Raw genomic sequence first — 19,009 nt, forward strand, 5'->3', positions numbered from 1 at the left:
TTGCATCAACTCAAGCAGACAACTCGACCAGCAGCTTGTTCAGGCGACGAACGTAGGCCGCCGGGTCCTTCAGGCTGTCGCCGGCCGCCAGGGCCGCCTGGTCGAACAGGATGTGCGACAGCTCCGCGAAGCGGTCCTCGCTCTGTTCGTTGTCCAGCTTCTCGATCAGCGGGTGGCCCGGATTGAACTCGAAGATCGGCTTGGATTCAGGCACCTTCTGGCCGCTGGCCTCGAGGATCTGGCGCATCTGCAGGCCCAGGTCCTGCTCACCGATGGCCAGGATCGCCGGCGAGTCGGTCAGGCGGTGCGAGACGCGCACCTCGGCGACGCTGTCACCCAAGGCAGTCTTCAGGCGCTCGACCAGGCCTTCCTTCTCCTTGGCGACTTCTTCCTGGGCCTTCTTGTCTTCCTCCGAATCCAGGGCACCGAGGTCCAGGTCACCACGGGCGACGTCGACGAAGGCCTTGCCATCGAACTCGTTGAGGTAGCTCATCAGCCACTCGTCGATGCGATCGGTCAGCAGCAGGACCTCGATGCCTTTCTTGCGGAAGACTTCCAGGTGCGGGCTGTTCTTGACCTGAGCATAGGACTCGCCGGTCAGGTAATAGATCTTGTCCTGGCCTTCCTTGGCGCGAGCCAGGTAGTCGGCCAGGGCAACGCTCTGCTCGCCGCTGTCGTCGGAGGTCGAGGCGAAGCGCAACAGGCCTGCGATCTTCTCTTTGTTGGCGAAGTCCTCGGCCGGGCCTTCCTTCATCACCTGGCCGAAGTTCTTCCAGAAGCCCTTGTACTGCTCCGGCTCGTTCTTGGCCAGTTTTTCCAGCATGTCCAGCACACGCTTGGTCAGGGCCGACTTCATCGAATCGATGATCGGGTCCTTCTGCAGGATCTCGCGGGAAACGTTCAGCGAAAGGTCGTTGGAGTCGACCACACCCTTGATGAAGCGCAGGTACAGCGGCAGGAACGATTCGGCCTGGTCCATGATGAACACGCGCTGCACGTACAGTTTCAGGCCGCGTGGCGCTTCGCGCTGGTACAGGTCGAACGGCGCACGGGCCGGCACGTACAGCAGCGAGTTGTATTCGAGCTTGCCTTCGACCTTGTTGTGGCTCCAGGCCAGCGGGTTCTCGAAATCATGGCCGATGTGCTTGTAGAACTCCTGGTATTCCTCGTCCTTGATCTCGGTACGCGGACGGGTCCACAGGGCGCTGGCGCGGTTGACGGTCTCCCATTCCTCGGCTGGCTGCTCCTCGCCTTCTGCGACAGCCTGTTCCTTGGGCAGTTGGATCGGCAGGGCAATGTGGTCGGAGTACTTCTTGACCACGTTGCGCAGGCGCCAGCCGTCGGCGAACTCTTCCTCGCCTTTTTTCAGGTGCAGGACGATGCGGGTACCGCGCTGTGGTTTCTCGACGGTGGCGACTTCGAACTCGCCCTCGCCCTTGGACGACCAGTGCACGCCCTCGGCGGCCGGCAAGCCGGCGCGGCGGCTGAAGACATCGACCTTGTCGGCGACGATGAACGCCGAATAGAAGCCGACGCCGAACTGGCCGATCAGGTGCGAGTCTTTCTTCTGGTCACCGGTCAGGTTCTTCATGAAGTCGGCAGTGCCGGACTTGGCGATGGTGCCCAGGTGGGTGATGACGTCCTCGCGGCTCATGCCGATGCCGTTGTCCTCGAGGGTCACGGTGCCGGCGTCCTTGTCGAAGCTCACGCGGATCTTCAGGTCGGCATCATTCTCGAACAGCTCGGGCTTGGCCAAGGCCTCGAAACGCAGCTTGTCGGCGGCGTCGGAGGCGTTGGAGATCAGCTCGCGCAGGAAGATCTCCTTGTTCGAATACAGCGAATGGATCATGAGGTGCAGCAGCTGCTTCACCTCGGTCTGGAAGCCCAGGGTTTCCTTTTGAGTTTCCACACTCATGGTCTTCAACACTCCGATCTGATGGCAGTTGTCGCCTTGCGCCCTGTTAGGCTGCTTTCGGCGGCGGATGTCCAGCAGATGGGGGCAGCCCGGACTATTTCAAGGGCTTTTCCGGTTCGATCTTGAAATGCGCCCGTGCCGTGGCGATCGGCGACGCAGGGTCGGCCTGCCAGGCCGTGATGGCGACATTGGTCACCCGCCGTCCCTGGCGCCACAGCTGGCAGCGGGCGAAGGTGTCACGGTAATGGCCGGCGCGCAGGTAATCGATGGAAAAATCGATGATCTTGGGGATGCTCGCGCTTTCGCTGTAGATGAGCAGGTACAACGCCGCCGAAAGCTCCATGAAGCCTGCGATCACCCCGCCATGGATCGCCGGCAGCAGCGGGTTGCCGATATTGTCCGGGTTGGCCGGCAGGCGAAACAGCAGGTCGTCGTTCTCGCGCGCGCATTCGATGCCGATCAGCCCGGCGTAGGGAATCAACGCCAGCAACGGCTCATAGTCGCCTATTGCATGCGCTTCATTGAGGCGCTGGCGAACGTCCCGGGGAATCATGGGCGGCCCTCCTTGAGCGTATTGCCGAAGCGGATGCCGCCCTTGATGTCCTGGCCCAGGCGTATGAAGGTGCCAACCACATGGCAGATCGGCTGGGCCGGGCCGTCCTGGTAGGCCGTACCGCGAGTGAAGATCACGTCCCGGGTCACTCGGTAGCATTGGGCATGACCATATATAGGCTTGCCGGCTTGTGCCGGGTGCATGTAGTCGATACGCAGATCGAGGGTCGGGCACACTTCGAACGTGGGCAACACGCAGAGCGTGGCCATACCACAGGTAGTATCCATCAAGGTGGTCAGGGCGCCGCCATGCACCGCGCCCGTTTGCGGATTACCTACGATCGACGGCGACCAGGGCAGTACCAGCGTAATGCCTTCGGTATTGGCATGATGCACCTGCATCTGCAAGCGCTGGCAATGTTTCAATGCCGAAAGAAAGCGTTCGGCCATGGCCATCAGGTCGTTATCAGACATGGGCAACCTTATTTTTCGTGAAGATGTTCACTCTGCACAAATTCAGTGAAAAGTCTATCTAGATCCGCTCGCGATATATCTGTAATCTGCGCGGAACTAATTCCGCTTACTTGAGCTCAAATGGAACAAGTAAGTTATTCCACAAGGAGAGACACCCCCATGCGTAAACCTTTTGCTTTTGCCCTGATGCTGGCCGCTGCCATGGGCCTGGCCGCTTGTGACAAGGCGAACGAAGAGAAAGCTCCGGAAACCAAGACCGAGCAAGCCGCTCCGGAAGCCGCTCCTGCTGCTCCGGCTCCAGAAGCTGCCCCGGCTGCTCCTGCTCCGGAAGCTGCTCCTGCTACTCCGGCTCCAGAAGCCACTCCTGCTCCGGAAGCCGCCCCAAGCGAGCCAGCCAAGCAGTAAGCAACACCCACAAAAAACCCGGCGATCGCCGGGTTTTTTTATGCCTGGTCTTTTTAATAAAACGTTTCAGCCTATGCCAGTGACGTTGTCCTTGCCCGCCTCCGCCGGCGCACTTTCGGTTGGCGTGAAGACCATGACGTCCAGCACGTCGGAATGGAATTCACGGCGATACAGAATGCACACCACCCCCACACTCATGGCCATGAACAACCATGGGCTGATGAACCAGCTCAGCATCGCCATGCCGAAATAATAGGAACGCAGGCCGAAGTTGAACTGATTCGCCGCCAGCGACAGTACACGCGCGGCACGGGAAGCAAATGCCTTGCGTTCCAATTCATTGACCAGGCGCTCGCCGATCATCGGCGCCGACCCGACCAACACCGCTGCAAAGTTGTATTGACGCATGCACCAGCTGAACGTGAAGAACGCATACACGAACACCATTGCCAGGCACAGCAGTTTGAGCTCGGAAACGCCTTGCGACGCCTCCTGCACCAACGGCAGGTCAGCCAGCAATGACAGCGCGCGATCAGAGGCGCCCAGCACCGTCAGGATGCCCGCCAGGATGATCAGCGTGCTCGAGGCGAAGAACGACGCGTTGCGCTCCAGGTTGCCGATCACGCTGGCATCGGCGATACGGTTGTCGCGCAGCAACATGCGTCGCATCCAGTCTTCCCGGTACAAGTGCAGTACGCTGGCCAGGCAGGCCGTGTCGCGGCCCTTCCAGATGGCGTAGCGGGTGTAGCCGCCCCAGCACAGGGCGAACCAGCAGATGGCGAGCACATTGCTCAGGTTGCTTTGGATGAAGTTCATGCAGGTTCCTATCGTTCAGGCACGGTGAATGATATAGACCGGCTTTCGACGCCCAGGGCCGGGAAAAGGCACGCACCGGAAATAAAAAACCCCGTGTCCGGATAGACACGGGGTCAGGGTTTCAACCAAGGCTGGTGCCCTCGGGCTTGTGGCCGGCACCAGCAGTTGGCATCAACACATCAGGCCAACGCCTCGCGCGGCTTGCCCAGCATGCGGTCGCATGCCACGGCCAGGCCCAAGGTGACCACCGAAGGCACCAGCCAGGCCAGGCCCTGGTCGCTCAGCGGCAGGTGTGCCATGGCGTCCGGCAGCATGTGTGCCAGGCTGCTGCCCTTGATCGCGTCGACCAGGCCAAACAGCAGCGATACCAGCATCACCGGCGCCAGGATGCGCACGGGCGAATTCCACAGCTCCTTGACGAAGCTCAGGCCTACGACAACGATGCACGGCGGGTAGATGGCCGTGAGCACCGGGATCGAGAACATGATCAGCTTGGTCAGACCCAGGTTGGAGATCAACAGCGAGAAGCCGGCCAGAATCACCACCAGCGTGCGGTACGACAGCGGCAGGATCTGGCTGAAGTACTCGGCACAGGCGCAGGTCAGGCCCACGGCGGTGACCAGGCAGGCCAGGGCGATCAGTACCGCGAGGAAGCCGCTGCCCAGCGAACCGAAGGTGTGCTGCACGTAGGCATGCAGGACGGCCGCGCCATTGGAGGCACCCATGGCGATGTCATGGCTGCCCGCGCCCAGGCGGAACAGGCTGACATACACCATCGCCAGGCCGACACCGGCGATCAGGCCGGCGATGATGGCGTAGCGGGTGATCAGCTTCGGCGACTCGACACCGCGCGAACGGATGGCGTTGACGATGACGATACCGAATACCAGGGCACCCAGGGTATCCATGGTCAGGTAGCCGTTGACGAAGCCTTGGGAGAACGGTGCGGCCACGTATTGCGGCTGCGCCTCGCCGATGGTGCCGGCCGGCAGCGCGAACGCGGCGATGCCGAGCACCGCCAGGGCGATGATCTTCAGCGGCGCGAGGAAGCGGCCGACGGTGTCGAGCAGCTTGGTCGGATACATCGACACGGCCAGTACCACGGCGAAATACACCAGGCTGTAGATGAACAGCGCCAACGGGCTTTCACCGGTCAGCGGTGCCACGCCCACTTCGAACGACACGGTAGCGGTGCGCGGAGTCGCGAACAGCGGGCCTACCGAGAGGTAGCACACAGCTGCCAGCAGGCCGCCGAAGAACTTGCCGATCGGGCTACTCAGCGCGTCCATGCCGCCGCCCACCTTGGCCAGGGCGACCACGGTGATGACCGGCAGGCCGACTGCGGTGACCAGAAAGCCTAGGGCCGCCATCCATACATGCGGGCCGGACTGCAGGCCTACGATGGGCGGGAAGATGATATTGCCGGCGCCGACGAACAATGCGAACGTCATAAAGCCAAGTGCCAGGATGTCCTGGCCTTTTAACACTTTCATTTAAGGAAGTACCACACTGCTGAAATCGGGATTCGTGAGGGGATTTCCCCATGGGTGAGGGAAATGCTGCCCGGCTTGGTGAGCCAGACCCGTTTAGCGTGTCGTTCCCTTTTGGGGGACGGGCACAGAGTGAGGGCGTAGGTTAACCGTTTTACCCGGCAAACGCACTGGGACAGACGTGCTTGTCCGATGTGCGTATGTTCTTGTCGTCTGGGTGACTCTGTACAGCGGCTATTCTCACCGGAGCATCGACCAGCGTCTGTCAGAAAATACCTATCAAACCCATCGAAAAAATCGTTGCCAGCACCGGCCCTGAAAACACAAAGGCCACCCGAAGGTGGCCTTTGTGTTGCGTGGGGGGTATTGCGTGTTACTTACTTCTTGATTTCCCAGCCGGTCAGCTCGGCCAGGGCCTTGCCGATGTCAGCCAGGGAACGCACGGTCTTGACACCGGCGTCTTGCAGGGCGGCGAACTTCTCGTCCGCAGTGCCCTTGCCACCCGAAATGATGGCGCCAGCGTGGCCCATGCGCTTGCCCGCAGGTGCGGTAACACCGGCGATGTAGGAAACGACAGGCTTGGTCACGTTGGCCTTGATGAAGGCCGCGGCTTCTTCTTCGGCCGAACCGCCGATCTCACCGATCATGACGATCGCTTCGGTCTGCGGGTCTTCCTGGAACAGCTTCAGAATGTCGATGAAGTTGGAGCCCGGGATCGGGTCACCGCCGATACCGACGCAGGTCGACTGGCCGAAGCCGGCGTCGGTGGTCTGCTTGACCGCTTCGTAGGTCAGGGTGCCGGAGCGGGAAACGATACCGACCTTGCCCGGCAGGTGGATGTGGCCTGGCATGATGCCGATCTTGCACTCGCCCGGGGTGATGACACCTGGGCAGTTAGGGCCGATCAGGCGTACGCCCAGCTCGTCGCACTTGACCTTGGCGTCCAGCATGTCGAGGGTAGGAATACCCTCGGTGATGCAGACGATCAGCTTGATGCCACCGAAGGCCGCTTCCAGGATCGAGTCCTTGCAGAACGGAGCCGGAACGTAGATCACCGAAGCTTCGGCGCCGGTCGCCTCGACGGCTTCCTTGACGGTGTTGAACACCGGCAGGCCCAGGTGGGTGGTGCCACCCTTGCCTGGGGTTACACCGCCGACCATCTTGGTGCCGTAGGCGATGGCTTGTTCGGAGTGGAAAGTACCCTGCGAGCCGGTGAAGCCCTGGCAGATGACCTTGGTGTCTTTATTGATCAGGACGCTCATTACTTGCCCTCCGCAGCTTTGACAACTTGTTGAGCAGCGTCGGTCAGGCTGGTTGCCGCAATGATGTTCAAACCGCTTTCTGCCAGTACTTTAGCGCCCAGTTCGGCGTTGTTGCCTTCGAGGCGAACGACGACCGGAACCTTGACGCCGACTTCCTTCACTGCACCGATGATGCCTTCGGCAATCATGTCGCAGCGAACGATGCCGCCGAAGATGTTGACCAGAACGGCCGCGACATTGCTGTCGGACAGGATGATCTTGAACGCTTCGGTCACACGCTCCTTGGTAGCGCCACCGCCAACGTCGAGGAAGTTGGCCGGCTTGCCGCCGTGCAGGTTGACGATGTCCATGGTACCCATGGCCAGGCCGGCACCGTTGACCATGCAGCCGATGTTGCCTTCCAGCGCCACGTAGTTCAGTTCGAACTTGGCGGCGTGAGCTTCGCGAGCGTCGTCCTGGGAAGGATCGTGGAAGGTTTTCAGCTTAGGCTGACGGTACATGGCGTTGGCGTCGATGTTGATCTTGGCATCGAGGCAGTGCAGGTCGCCGTCGGCCTTGATGACCAGCGGGTTGACTTCCAGCAGGGCCAGGTCGTGGTCCTTGAACAGCTTGGCCAGGCCTACGAAGATCTTGGCGAACTGTTGAACCTGCTTGCCTTCCAGACCCAGCTGGAATGCCAGCTCACGACCCTGGAACGGCTGGGCGCCGACCAGCGGGTCGATGGTAGCCTTGAGGATCTTCTCGGGAGTTTCGTGAGCGACTTTCTCGATGTCCACGCCACCTTCGGTGGAGGCCATGAACACGATACGACGGCTCGAACGATCGACTACAGCGCCCAGGTACAGTTCCTTGGCGATGTCAGTGCAGGATTCGACCAGGATCTTGGAGACTGGCTGACCATTGGCGTCGGTCTGGTAGGTAACCAGGTTCTTGCCCAGCCACTGCGCAGCGAACGCCTTGGCGTCTTCTTTGCTGCGAACCAGCTTGACGCCGCCCGCTTTACCGCGACCACCGGCGTGGACCTGGGCTTTTACCACCCACTCCGAGCCGCCGATCTTGTCGCAGGCTTCTGCAGCTTGCTCAGGGGTATCGACTGCGAAACCCTTGGAAACTGGCAGGCCGTATTCAGCGAACAGCTGTTTACCCTGATACTCGTGAAGATTCATGCTTTTTACCGTCTTCGTTAGGTACTGCGCTTCGGCGCTGCGCCATTTCTGGCGCCGCGCCACCTGTGACCGTTTGCCCCGGGTTATCCCGGTGGCCCGGTCCGGCGGACGTTCCGCGGTGAGTCTTGCACGCAAGACCCACGACGGGCAGCCCGCCGTGGTTTCTTATAATTAACGCTTCTTACGGTTGGCCACGTGGATGGCACCGCCATTCACGGCCAGCGCGGCTTCATGCAGCGCTTCGGACAGGGTCGGATGGCTGAACACCATCATGCCCAGGTCTTCTGCGCTGGTACCGAATTCCATCGCGATCGCACCCTGCTGCACCAGTTCGGCAGCCGATGGGCCGATCACGTGAACGCCCAGTACGCGGTCGGTCTTGGCATCGGCGATGACCTTGACGAAACCACCGGTGTCGTTGGCAGCCATCGCACGGCCGCTGGCCGCGAACGGGAAGGTGCCCACGTTAACCTCAACGCCCTCGGCTTTCAACGCCTGTTCGGTCTTGCCGACCCACGCGATTTCCGGGTGGGTATAGATGACCGACGGGATCAGGTCGTAGTTCATCTGGGCCTTGTGGCCCTTGATGCGCTCGACGACCATGATGCCCTCTTCCGAAGCCTTGTGGGCCAGCATCAGGCCACGCACCACGTCACCGATGGCGTAGACGCCCGGTACGCTGGTGGCGCAGTGGTCATCGACGTAGATGTAGCCACGCTCGTCGATGGTCACGCCGCTGTCGGCGGCCAGCAGGTCGGTGGTCACAGGACGACGGCCGACGGCGACGATCAGCTTGTCGAAGACGATCTTCTGCTCGCCATTGGCGTCGGTGTAGGTGACTTCGACTTCTTCGCCGTTGACCTTCGAGCCGGTCACGCGGGCGCCCAGCTTGATGTCCAGGCCCTGCTTGGTCAGGGTCTTCTGGGCTTCCTTGGAAACCGCGGTGTCGGCGGCCATCAGGAAGGTATCCAGGGCTTCCAGGACGGTGACCTGGGCACCCAGGCGCGACCATACCGAACCCAGCTCCAGGCCGATCACGCCAGCGCCGATGACGCCCAGACGCTTCGGTACGGTCTGGAATTCCAGGGCGCCGGTGGAGTCGACGATGACTTTCTGGTCGACCGGAGCCGGCGGAATGTCGATCGGACGCGAACCGGAGGCCAGGATCACGTTCTCGGCTTCGATGACTTCGGTGGTGCCGTCGGGCTTGGTGACTTCGACCTTCTTGCCGGCCAGCAGTTTGCCGTGGCCCTGGATCGAGGTCACGCCGTTGGCCTTGAACAGGGTGGCGACGCCACCGGTCAGGTTCTTGACGATGCCAGCCTTACGGCCAACCATCGCGGCGACGTCCATCTTCACTTCGCCAGTGGAGATACCGTGGACGTTGAAGCTCTCTTTGGCTTCCTTGTACTTCCAGGAGCTGTCCAGCAGGGCCTTGGAAGGAATGCAACCCACGTTCAGGCAGGTACCGCCCAGGGCCAGCTTGCCCTCGGCGTCGGTGTATTTCTCGATGCAGGCGGTCTTGAGGCCGAGCTGAGCAGCCTTGATCGCGGCCACGTAGCCGCCAGGACCTGCACCAATCACTACCACGTCGAATTTCTGGGTCATAAAAGATTCCTTTTAAGCTTCAAGCGGCAAGCCTCAAGCGGCAAGCGACGCACTCCCGAGGGAGCAGCCACTTGCCGCTTGCAGCTGTGCGTTAGATGTCCAGCAGCAGACGAGCCGGGTCTTCCAGCAGGTTCTTGATGGTCACCAGGAAGGTTACCGCTTCCTTGCCGTCGATCAGGCGGTGGTCATAGGACAGCGCCAGGTACATCATCGGGCGAATGACCACTTGGCCATTGATCGCCATAGGACGCTGGATGATGTTGTGCATGCCCAGGATGGCCGCCTGCGGCGGGTTGACGATCGGGGTCGACATCATCGAGCCGAAGGTACCACCGTTGGTGATGGTGAAGGTACCGCCAGTCATCTCTTCGATGGCCAGCTTGCCTTCACGGGCCTTCTTGCCGAAGGTGGCGATGCCGTTCTCGATTTCGGCCAGCGACATCGACTCGGCGTTACGCAGGACCGGCACCACCAGGCCACGGTCGCTGGAGACGGCTACGCCGACGTCAGCGTAGCCGTGGTAGACGATGTCGTTGCCGTCGATCGAGGCGTTGACTGCCGGGAAGCGCTTGAGCGCCTCGGTGGCGGCCTTGACGAAGAACGACATGAAGCCCAGGCGTACACCGTTGTGGGTCTTCTCGAACAGGTCCTTGTACTTCGAACGCAGGGCCATGACTTCGGTCATGTCCACTTCGTTGAAGGTGGTCAGCATGGCCATGTTCGACTGGGCTTCGACCAGGCGCTCGGCGATCTTGGCGCGCAGACGGGTCATCGGCACGCGCTTCTCGGTGCGATCGCCCGCGGCAGCGACTACAGGCGCGGCAGCAGCAGCGGCGGCAGGCTTGGCGGCGGCAGGTGCGGCCTTCTTGTTGGCGATGGCGGCAACCACGTCTTCCTTGGTCACGCGGCCACCCTTGCCGGTGCCGGCAACGGAAGCCAGGTCGATGCCGTTTTCTTCAGCCAGCTTGCGCGCGGCCGGGGCGGCAACCGGGTCGTCTTCGCCAGCGTCGGCGGCAGCGGCAGCCGGAGCAGCAGCGGCAGGCGCGGCAGCCGGAGCGGCAGCAGCGCCACCTTCAACGATCGAGCCCAGGACTTCGTCGGACAGGACGGTGTCGCCTTCGCCCTTGACGATGTCGCCCAGCACGCCATCGGCGGTGGCCAGCACTTCCAGGACGACCTTGTCGGTCTCGATGTCGACGATCAGTTCGTCACGCTTGACGGCTTCGCCCGGCTTCTTGTGCCAGGTGGCAACGGTGCCGTCGGCGACCGATTCCGGGAAGGTTGGGGCTTTGATCTCAATAGCCATTGTCAGTGTTTCCTTAAATTCGGTTTCAGGTGCGCGAAGGCGTTAGACAGTGAAGGCATCCTGCAGCAGTTTTTCCTGCTGCTCGGCGTGCATCGAGGCGTAACCACAGGCTGGCGCGGCGGAAGCGTCGCGGCCGGCGTACTCCAGGACCAGCGCCTTGTTGTGGCGGGTCAGGATGCGGCGCATGTGATGCTGGCTGCTGTACCAGGCGCCCTGGTTCATCGGTTCTTCCTGGCACCACACCGCATGCTTGAGGTTGGTGTACGGCGCCAGGATTTCCACCAGGTCGTCCTCAGGGAACGGATACAGCTGCTCGATACGCACGATGGCGATGTCCTCGCGGCCTTCGGCACGGCGCTTTTCCAGCAGGTCGTAGTAGACCTTGCCGCTGCACAGCACGAGGCGTTCGACCTTGGCCGGATCGAGGGCGTCGATTTCCGGGATCACGGTCTGGAACGAGCCTTCGGCCAGGTCTTCCAAGGTCGAGACGGCCAGCTTGTGGCGCAGCAGCGACTTCGGCGTCAGGACGATCAGCGGCTTGCGCAGCGGGCGGATGACCTGGCGGCGCAGCAGGTGATAGATCTGTGCCGGGGTGGTCGGTACGCACACCTGGATGTTGTGCTCGGCGCACAGCTGCAGGTAACGCTCCAGACGCGCGGAGGAGTGCTCCGGCCCCTGCCCTTCGTAACCGTGCGGCAGCAGCATGGTCAGGCCGCACAGACGGCCCCACTTGTGCTCGCCGCTGGTGATGAACTGGTCGATCACCACCTGGGCACCGTTGGCGAAGTCACCGAACTGGGCTTCCCAGATCACCAGCGCGTTCGGCGTGGTGGTCGAGTAACCGTATTCGAAGGCCAGTACCGCTTCTTCCGACAGGAAGGAGTCGTACAGCTCGAACTTCGGCTGGCCCGGGAACAGGTTCTGCAGCGGTACGTAGGTGCTGGCGTCCTTCTGGTTGTGCAGCACCGCGTGGCGGTGCGAGAAGGTGCCACGGCCGATGTCCTGGCCGGTCATGCGGATCGGGTGGCCTTCGAACTGCAGCGTGGCGTAGGCCATGGTCTCTGCATAACCCCAGTTGATCGGCAGGCCGCCGGCCTGCATCTTCTGGCGGTCTTCGTAGATCTTCGCCACCTGGCGCTGGACCACGAAGCCTTCCGGCAGCTCAAGCAGCTTGGCCGAGAGGTCCTGCAGGGTCTTGAGGTCGAAGCGGGTGTCGTGACGCGCGGTCCAGGCATGGCCCAGGTAGGGACGCCAGTCGACGAACAGCTCGCGGTTCGGCTCCTTGACCAGGCTCTTGACCACGTGCAGGCCGTTGTCCAGCGCGTTGCGGTACTCGTCGATCTTGGCCTGGGCACGCTCGGCGTCGATACGCCCGGCCTGGATCAGGGCCTCGGCGTACAGCTCGCGGGTAGTGCGCTGCTTGCTGATCTGCTGGTACATCAGCGGCTGGGTGCCGTTCGGCTCGTCGGCCTCGTTGTGGCCGCGACGACGGTAGCAGACCAGGTCGATGACCACGTCACGCTTGAACTGCATGCGGTAGTCGATGGCCAGCTGGGTCACGAACAGGACCGCTTCCGGATCATCGCCGTTCACGTGCAGGATCGGCGCCTGGATCATCTTGGCGACGTCGGTGGCGTACTCGGTGGAGCGCGAGTCCAGCGGGTTGGAGATGGTGAAACCAACCTGGTTGTTGATCACGATGTGCACGGTGCCGCCGGTCTTGAAACCGCGGGTCTGCGACATCTGGAAGGTTTCCATGACCACGCCCTGGCCAGCGAACGCGGCGTCGCCGTGGATCGAGATCGGCAGGACCTTGTCACCGACGGTGTCGTTGCGACGGTCTTGGCGGGCGCGAACCGAACCTTCCACCACCGGCGAGACGATTTCCAGGTGGGATGGGTTGAACGCCATGGCCAGGTGGACTTCGCCACCGGGGGTCATCACGTTGGAGGAGAAGCCCTGGTGATACTTCACGTCACCGGAGCCCAGCTCGTTCATCTTCTTGCCTTCGAACTCGTCGAACAGCTCGCGCGGGTTCTTGCCGAAGGTGTTGACCAGCACGTTGAGGCGGCCGCGGTGGGCCATGCCGATCACGACCTCCTTGGTGCCGTAGGAGCCGGAGCGCTGGATCATTTCGTCCAGCATCGGGATCAGGCTTTCGCCGCCCTCGAGGCCGAAACGCTTGGTGCCCGGGTACTTGGTGCCCAGGTATTTCTCCAGGCCTTCGCCTGCGGTGACGCGCTCGAGCAGGTGGGTCTGCACGTCGGCGGAGAATTCAGGACGGCCACGGACGCTTTCCAGGCGCTGCTGGAACCAGCTGCGCTGTTCGGAATCGACGATGTGGGTGAACTCGGCGCCGATGGTGCGACAATATGTCTTCTGCAGCGCATCGAAGATTTCGCGTAGGCTCGCTTCCTCTTTGCCGATGAACAGGTCACCGGTACGGAAGGTCGTATCAAGGTCGGCATTGGTCAAGCCGTAGTGATTGATCGACAGGTCTACGGGCGCAGGGCGCTGCCACAACCCCAACGGGTCGAGCTTGGCAGCCTGATGGCCGCGCATACGATAGGCCTGGATCAGTCGCAGAACTTCAACCTGCTTCTTCTCGTGTTCACTGCTCACGCTCCCGGCGGAAACCGGTTGGGCGCGGCGCTGGTTCTTTGCCAGCAGTACGAAATGGTCGCGGATTGTAGAGTGCGATACATCGGTAGCGGTGCTGCCGTCGGCGGGCAACTTCTGGAAGTAGGTGCGCCACTCTTCTGGCACAGCGTTAGGGTCGTGCAGGTAGAGCTCATAAAGCTCTTCCACATATGCAGCGTTACCACCTGAAAGGTGGGCGCTTTCCCACATGCGCTGCATCACGCTTTCTTGCATGCTTGGTCACCCTCGGTTAGGGGACTGATCGGCAAGAGCCACAGCAAACCTGGAAAAGTCCGAACACAGCGACTGAACCACGCCACCTGGATCCTGCAGATTTTCCGGGTACCAGCCCGGAAGCCCCTGCTGGTCTCATATCTTCATAGGTAATGAGCGCAGGCTTTGTGGGCCCGTGCTCGGGTTTTACCTCAGTGCGGGCTCAACGCCCGCACCTCGGCTTACTGCTGGTGCAACATTTTTGGATCAGGTGCCGCTTTGCAGCAGCATGTTACGTACGTGACCGATTGCCTTGGTCGGGTTCAGACCTTTCGGGCAAACGTTTACGCAGTTCATGATCCCGCGGCAGCGGAATACGCTGAACGGGTCATCCAGGGACGCCAGGCGCTCCTGGGTCTTGGTGTCACGGCTGTCGGCCAGGAAGCGATAGGCCTGCAGCAGAGCGGCGGGGCCCAGGAACTTGTCCGGGTTCCACCAGAACGACGGGCAGGAGGTCGAGCAGCAGGCGCACAGGATGCACTCGTACAGGCCGTCCAGCTTGTCGCGGTCTTCCGGCGACTGCAGACGCTCGATGGCCGGGGCCGGGGTGTCGTTCTGCAGGTACGGCTTCACCTTCTCGTACTGCTTGTAGAAGATGCTCATGTCGACGACCAGGTCACGAATGACCGGCAGGCCCGGCAGAGGGCGCAGGACCAGCTTGTTGCCCTTGACCACCGACGACAGCGGGGTGATGCAGGCCAGGCCGTTCTTGCCGTTGATGTTCATGCCATCGGAGCCGCAAACGCCTTCACGGCAGGAGCGACGGTAGGAGAAGCCCTCGTCCTGCTCCTTGATCAATGCCAGCACGTCCAGAACCATCAGATCCTTGCCACCGGTGTCGACCTGGAAGGTCTGCATCTTCGGCGCCGAATCGGTGTCCGGGTTGTAACGATAAACTTCGACTTGCAACATAGCGGCCACCCTTAGTAAGTCCGGACTTTTGGTTCGAAGGCAGGAACTGTCTTCGGCGCAAAGTTGACGCCACGCTTGGCGACGCGCTTCTCACCCGGGTAGTACAGGGTGTGGCACAGCCAGTTCTCGTCGTCACGGTCTTCGTAGTCTTCACGGGCGTGAGCGCCGCGGGACTCTTTGCGGGCTTCGGCCGCGATGGCGGTCGCTTCAGCGACTTCCAGCAGGTTCTGCAGCTCCAGCGCTTCGATACGCGCGGTGTTGAAGGCCTGGGACTTGTCGTTGATCTTGACGTTGGCGATACGGTCGCGCAGGCCAGCCAGCTGCTCGATACCCTTCTGCATGTATTCGCCGGTACGGAATACACCGAAGTAGTTCTGCATGCAGCTCTGCAGCTCGCGCTTGAGGCTGGCGACGTCTTCGCCGGTGGTGCGCTCGTTGAGCTTGCTCAGGCGGTTCAGGGCAACATCGACGTCGGTGTCGCTGGCATCGCGGTACTCGACGCCTTCGGTCAGCGCCTTCTCCAGGTGCAGGCCGGCAGCACGGCCGAACACGACCAGGTCGAGCAGCGAGTTGCCGCCCAGGCGGTTGGCACCGTGGACCGATACGCACGCCACTTCACCTACGGCGAACAGGCCAGGAATGATCTGGTCGTTGCCTTGGGCGTCCATGGTGATGGCCTGGCCATGAATGTTGGTGGCAACACCACCCATCATGTAGTGGCAGGTCGGAATGACCGGAACCGGCGCGACCACAGGGTCGACGTGGGCGAAGGTCTTGGACAGCTCGCAGATACCTGGCAGGCGGCTGTGCAGCACTTCCTCACCCAGGTGGTCCAGCTTCAGCAGTACGTGGTCCTTGTTCGGGCCCACGCCGTTGCCGGCGATGATTTCCTTGACCATGGAACGGGCGACCACGTCGCGGCCAGCCAGGTCCTTCGCGTTCGGCGCGTAACGCTCCATGAAGCGCTCGCCGTGGGCGTTGATCAGGTAGCCACCCTCACCGCGGCAACCTTCGGTGACCAGTACACCGGCGCCGGCGATGCCGGTCGGGTGGAACTGCCACATCTCGATGTCCTGCACCGGCACGCCGGCGCGCAGGGCCATGCCGACACCGTCGCCGGTGTTGATCAGGGCGTTGGTGGTGGAGGCGTAGATACGGCCCGCACCGCCGGTAGCCAGAACGGTGGCCTTGGACTTGATGTACATGGTTTCGCCGGTTTCGATGCAGATCGCGATCACACCGACGAAGGCGCCGTCCTGGTTCTTCACCAGGTCAACGGCGTAGTACTCGTTGAGGAAGGTGGTGCCCGCCTTCAGGTTGCCCTGATAGAGGGTGTGCAGCAGCGCGTGACCGGTACGGTCGGAGGCTGCGCAGGTACGGGCGGCCTGGCCACCCTTGCCGAAGTCCTTGGACTGGCCACCGAACGGACGCTGGTAGATACGGCCGGTTTCGGTACGGGAGAACGGCAGGCCCATGTGGTCCAGCTCGAAGACCGCGGCCGGGCCTTCCTGACACATGTATTCGATCGCGTCCTGGTCACCGATGTAGTCGGAGCCCTTGACGGTATCGTACATGTGCCAGCGCCAGTCGTCGTTCGGGTCGGCCGAAGCGATGGCGCAGGTGATGCCGCCCTGGGCGGAAACGGTGTGCGAACGGGTCGGGAACACCTTGGTGACCACAGCAGTCTTGTGACCGCCCTGGGCCAGCTGCAGCGCAGCGCGCATGCCGGCACCGCCGCCACCGATGATGATGGCGTCGAAGGAAATCGTTGGAATTTTAGCCATGGATCAGATACCCCAGAGAATCTGCACACCCCAGACGAAGTAGGCGAACATCGCAACGCCGCATACAGCCTGGAACAGGAAACGAATCGCAGTCGCCGACTTGCCGAACGACATCGGCGTCAGGTAGTCGGTGGCAATGGTCCACATGCCGACCCAGGCGTGGGCGCCCAGGGCAACGAGTGCCAGCAGACTGAAGATTCGCATCGCGTTGTTGGAGAACAGACCGTGCCACTGGGCATAGTCGAGACCCGGGTGAACGGCGACGTAGCCGATCAGGAAGATGAAGTAAGCCGCGAGAACGACCGCAGATACGCGCTGCGCCATCCAGTCATAGAGGCCCGAACGCGACAGGTTCGTGACATTAGTTACCATACCCAAACTCCCGCCAGAACGATCAGCACCACGGAGATGACGATCACGATTTTCGAGCCCAGCTTGCCGCCTTCCAGCGTCTCGCCGACGCCCATGTCCATGATCAGGTGACGAATGCCGGCCACCAGGTGATACAGCAGGCCGGACAGCAGGCCCCAGGTCACCAGTTTGGCCAGCGGGCTGGTCAGACACGCCTTCACCTCGGCAAAGCCCTCCTCGGAACCCAGCGACTTGCCCAGTGCATACAGCATGATGGCAAGGCCGAGGAACAGGATGACGCCGGAGATACGGTGAAGAATGGACGTGTATGCGGTGATCGGGAGTTTGATGGTCCTTAGGTCTAGGTTTACAGGTCGTTGGCTTTTCACGGCTTTTTTCACACTGAAGAGCCCCTAGCTAACAGGGCAAAGTTGTTGGTAAGTGTACTGGTCAGGTACCCACCACCCAGGGAGCGACGACCCCCAGCGGAACGGGCTTGCAAGCCCCTGGCGGTCGGTTGCGGAGTATAGACAGTTAGGCTGCTTATGACAACGTGAGGGGCTCGCCCAAATAGCGCATTGCCTTTAATGGATAAAAGGCGTAAATGGGCGACAATTTCGCGAAAAACCAGGGCTCAGAGGGCGTTTCAACCAGTCTTTAGGCAAATTGACATTCGAATTTATCCCTCTATAGTGGTGCGGGCCCTGCGTGGGGGGTCTGTCTGATGATTTCAAGCATTAATAGGAGGCCACATGGCTGACAAAAAAGCGCAGTTGGTCATCGAGGGCGCAGCCCCCGTCGAGCTGCCCATTTTAACCGGCACCGTTGGTCCCGATGTTATCGACGTCCGCGGGTTGGGGGCTACTGGTCACTTCACCTTCGACCCCGGCTTCATGGCGACCGCCTCGTGCGAATCGAAGATTACCTATATTGACGGCGACAAGGGTGTCCTGCTGCACCGCGGCTACCCGATCGAACAGCTCGCCGAAAAATCGGACTACCTGGAAACCTGCTACCTGCTGCTCAACGGCGAATTGCCCAATGCCGAGCAGAAGGCCCAGTTCGTCAGCACCGTGAAGAACCACACCATGGTTCACGAGCAGCTGAAATCCTTCTTCAACGGCTTCCGCCGCGACGCCCACCCGATGGCGGTGATGTGCGGCGTGGTCGGCGCCCTTTCGGCGTTCTATCACGACTCCCTGGATATCAACAACCCGCAGCACCGCGAAATCTCCGCGGTGCGCCTGGTCGCCAAGATGCCGACCCTGGCCGCGATGGTCTACAAGTACTCCATGGGCCAGCCGATGATGTACCCGCGTAACGACCTGTCGTACGCGGAGAACTTCCTGCACATGATGTTCAACACCCCGTGCGAGATCAAACCGATCAGCCCGGTGCTGGCCAAGGCGATGGACCGGATCTTCATCCTCCATGCCGACCACGAGCAGAACGCCTCCACCTCTACCGTGCGTTTGGCGGGCTCCTCGGGTGCCAACCCGTTCGCCTGTATCGCTGCCGGCATCGCCGCGCTGTGGGGCCCTGCCCATGGCGGCGCCAACGAAGCCGTGCTGACCATGCTCGATGAAATTGGCGATGTTTCGAACATCGACAAGTACATCGCCAAGGCCAAGGACAAGAACGATCCGTTCAAGCTCATGGGCTTCGGTCACCGCGTGTACAAGAACCGCGACCCGCGCGCCACCGTGATGAAGCAGACCTGCGACGAAGTCCTGAGCGAACTGGGCATCAAGAACGACCCGCAGCTGGAACTGGCCATGCGCCTGGAAGAGATCGCCCTGACCGATCCATACTTCATCGAGCGCTCGCTGTACCCGAACGTCGACTTCTACTCGGGCATCATTCTCAAGGCGATCGGCATTCCGACCAGCATGTTCACCGTGATCTTCGCCCTGGCACGTACCGTGGGCTGGATCTCGCACTGGAAGGAAATGCTCTCCAGCCCGTACAAGATCGGCCGTCCGCGCCAGCTGTACACCGGCCACGAGCAGCGTGACATCGTTGATCTGAAGGACCGCAAGTAAGCGTTGCCCGGCA

General features: G+C 61.6%; 16 protein-coding genes. 2 read left to right on the plus strand and 14 right to left on the minus strand.

The annotated features are described in order from the left end of the window. Positions 1-10: 10 nt before the first annotated feature. The 3 genes from htpG to ACNFCI_RS06395 all read right to left on the minus strand — a co-directional run bounded on the left by htpG (position 11) and on the right by ACNFCI_RS06395 (position 2,941). Positions 11-1,915: a molecular chaperone HtpG gene (htpG, locus tag ACNFCI_RS06385; RefSeq protein ID WP_084854672.1), complete on the minus strand. Its 1,905-nt coding sequence runs from the start codon at positions 1,913-1,915 to the stop codon at positions 11-13. A 94-nt stretch (positions 1,916-2,009) separates the two neighbouring features. Continuing rightward, entirely contained in the window at positions 2,010-2,468 is a 459-nt protein-coding gene (locus tag ACNFCI_RS06390) for a PaaI family thioesterase (RefSeq protein ID WP_324812232.1), read from the minus strand. After that, the gene (locus ACNFCI_RS06395) at positions 2,465-2,941 is read right to left on the minus strand and encodes a PaaI family thioesterase (RefSeq protein WP_368829637.1); all 477 of its coding nucleotides are present in this window, start codon (positions 2,939-2,941) and stop codon (positions 2,465-2,467) included. The genes ACNFCI_RS06390 and ACNFCI_RS06395 overlap by 4 nt, the downstream gene beginning before the upstream one ends. A gap of 159 nt (positions 2,942-3,100) precedes the next feature. On the opposite strand from ACNFCI_RS06395, the gene ACNFCI_RS06400 reads away from it, so the two are divergent. Beyond that, positions 3,101-3,346 (plus strand): hypothetical protein, encoded by a 246-nt coding sequence (locus ACNFCI_RS06400; RefSeq protein ID WP_084854669.1) that lies wholly within the window; start codon positions 3,101-3,103, stop codon positions 3,344-3,346. A gap of 66 nt (positions 3,347-3,412) precedes the next feature. On the opposite strand, the gene ACNFCI_RS06405 is transcribed toward ACNFCI_RS06400, so the two are convergent. From ACNFCI_RS06405 to sdhC, 11 genes are all read right to left on the minus strand, one after another. Further along, the gene (locus ACNFCI_RS06405; RefSeq protein ID WP_084854668.1) at positions 3,413-4,162 is read right to left on the minus strand and encodes a DUF599 domain-containing protein; all 750 of its coding nucleotides are present in this window, start codon (positions 4,160-4,162) and stop codon (positions 3,413-3,415) included. A gap of 179 nt (positions 4,163-4,341) precedes the next feature. Further along, positions 4,342-5,655: a branched-chain amino acid transport system II carrier protein gene (brnQ, locus tag ACNFCI_RS06410; protein WP_084854667.1), complete on the minus strand. Its 1,314-nt coding sequence runs from the start codon at positions 5,653-5,655 to the stop codon at positions 4,342-4,344. Positions 5,656-6,029: 374 nt separating this feature from the next. Then, positions 6,030-6,914: a succinate--CoA ligase subunit alpha gene (gene sucD, locus ACNFCI_RS06415; RefSeq protein WP_084854666.1), complete on the minus strand. Its 885-nt coding sequence runs from the start codon at positions 6,912-6,914 to the stop codon at positions 6,030-6,032. Next, entirely contained in the window at positions 6,914-8,080 is a 1,167-nt protein-coding gene (gene sucC / locus ACNFCI_RS06420) for an ADP-forming succinate--CoA ligase subunit beta (RefSeq protein ID WP_011534748.1), read from the minus strand. The genes sucD and sucC overlap by 1 nt, the downstream gene beginning before the upstream one ends. A 171-nt stretch (positions 8,081-8,251) precedes the next feature. Then, on the minus strand, positions 8,252-9,688 hold the full coding sequence (gene lpdA / locus ACNFCI_RS06425; protein ID WP_084854665.1) for a dihydrolipoyl dehydrogenase: 1,437 nt from the start codon (positions 9,686-9,688) through the stop codon (positions 8,252-8,254). 91 nt (positions 9,689-9,779) lie between these two features. After that, a complete protein-coding gene (gene odhB, locus ACNFCI_RS06430) occupies positions 9,780-10,994 on the minus strand; it encodes a 2-oxoglutarate dehydrogenase complex dihydrolipoyllysine-residue succinyltransferase (protein WP_084854664.1) in 1,215 nt (404 codons plus the stop codon). Positions 10,995-11,036: 42 nt separating this feature from the next. Next, a complete protein-coding gene (locus ACNFCI_RS06435) occupies positions 11,037-13,868 on the minus strand; it encodes a 2-oxoglutarate dehydrogenase E1 component (RefSeq protein ID WP_084854663.1) in 2,832 nt (943 codons plus the stop codon). Positions 13,869-14,114: 246 nt separating this feature from the next. After that, entirely contained in the window at positions 14,115-14,819 is a 705-nt protein-coding gene (locus ACNFCI_RS06440; protein ID WP_084854662.1) for a succinate dehydrogenase iron-sulfur subunit, read from the minus strand. Positions 14,820-14,830: 11 nt separating this feature from the next. Then, a complete protein-coding gene (gene sdhA, locus ACNFCI_RS06445; protein WP_084854661.1) occupies positions 14,831-16,603 on the minus strand; it encodes a succinate dehydrogenase flavoprotein subunit in 1,773 nt (590 codons plus the stop codon). Between the two features lie 3 nt (positions 16,604-16,606). Beyond that, complete coding sequence (sdhD, locus tag ACNFCI_RS06450; protein ID WP_043211427.1) at positions 16,607-16,975, minus strand: succinate dehydrogenase, hydrophobic membrane anchor protein; 369 nt, start codon at positions 16,973-16,975, stop codon at positions 16,607-16,609. Next, positions 16,969-17,355, minus strand: coding sequence for a succinate dehydrogenase, cytochrome b556 subunit (sdhC, locus tag ACNFCI_RS06455; RefSeq protein WP_172402947.1), 387 nt, complete (start codon positions 17,353-17,355; stop codon positions 16,969-16,971). Before sdhC ends, sdhD begins: the two co-directional genes overlap by 7 nt. 351 nt (positions 17,356-17,706) lie before the next feature. Between sdhC and gltA the strand changes: the two genes are divergently transcribed. After that, positions 17,707-18,996 carry a citrate synthase gene (gene gltA / locus ACNFCI_RS06460; protein WP_084854659.1) on the plus strand — a complete coding sequence of 430 codons (1,290 nt, stop codon included), beginning with the start codon at positions 17,707-17,709 and terminating at the stop codon, positions 18,994-18,996. The last annotated feature ends 13 nt before the right edge of the window (positions 18,997-19,009 follow it).

The organism is Pseudomonas sp. NY15356 (genome assembly GCF_048068175.1).
Classification (GTDB): Bacteria; Pseudomonadota; Gammaproteobacteria; order Pseudomonadales; family Pseudomonadaceae; genus Aquipseudomonas; species Aquipseudomonas putida_K.

Coding starts and splice junctions, on each gene's coding strand:
- lpdA (WP_084854665.1), bottom strand. CDS start 9,688: ATGACCCAGAAATTCGACGTGGTAGTGATTGGTGCAGGTCCTGGCGGC.
- sucC (WP_011534748.1), bottom strand. CDS start 8,080: ATGAATCTTCACGAGTATCAGGGTAAACAGCTGTTCGCTGAATACGGC.
- ACNFCI_RS06435 (WP_084854663.1), bottom strand. CDS start 13,868: ATGCAAGAAAGCGTGATGCAGCGCATGTGGGAAAGCGCCCACCTTTCA.
- ACNFCI_RS06395 (WP_368829637.1), bottom strand. CDS start 2,941: ATGTCTGATAACGACCTGATGGCCATGGCCGAACGCTTTCTTTCGGCA.
- gltA (WP_084854659.1), top strand. CDS start 17,707: ATGGCTGACAAAAAAGCGCAGTTGGTCATCGAGGGCGCAGCCCCCGTC.
- ACNFCI_RS06405 (WP_084854668.1), bottom strand. CDS start 4,162: ATGAACTTCATCCAAAGCAACCTGAGCAATGTGCTCGCCATCTGCTGG.
- ACNFCI_RS06440 (WP_084854662.1), bottom strand. CDS start 14,819: ATGTTGCAAGTCGAAGTTTATCGTTACAACCCGGACACCGATTCGGCG.
- sucD (WP_084854666.1), bottom strand. CDS start 6,914: ATGAGCGTCCTGATCAATAAAGACACCAAGGTCATCTGCCAGGGCTTC.
- sdhA (WP_084854661.1), bottom strand. CDS start 16,603: ATGGCTAAAATTCCAACGATTTCCTTCGACGCCATCATCATCGGTGGC.
- brnQ (WP_084854667.1), bottom strand. CDS start 5,655: ATGAAAGTGTTAAAAGGCCAGGACATCCTGGCACTTGGCTTTATGACG.
- htpG (WP_084854672.1), bottom strand. CDS start 1,915: ATGAGTGTGGAAACTCAAAAGGAAACCCTGGGCTTCCAGACCGAGGTG.
- sdhD (WP_043211427.1), bottom strand. CDS start 16,975: ATGGTAACTAATGTCACGAACCTGTCGCGTTCGGGCCTCTATGACTGG.
- ACNFCI_RS06400 (WP_084854669.1), top strand. CDS start 3,101: ATGCGTAAACCTTTTGCTTTTGCCCTGATGCTGGCCGCTGCCATGGGC.
- odhB (WP_084854664.1), bottom strand. CDS start 10,994: ATGGCTATTGAGATCAAAGCCCCAACCTTCCCGGAATCGGTCGCCGAC.
- ACNFCI_RS06390 (WP_324812232.1), bottom strand. CDS start 2,468: ATGATTCCCCGGGACGTTCGCCAGCGCCTCAATGAAGCGCATGCAATA.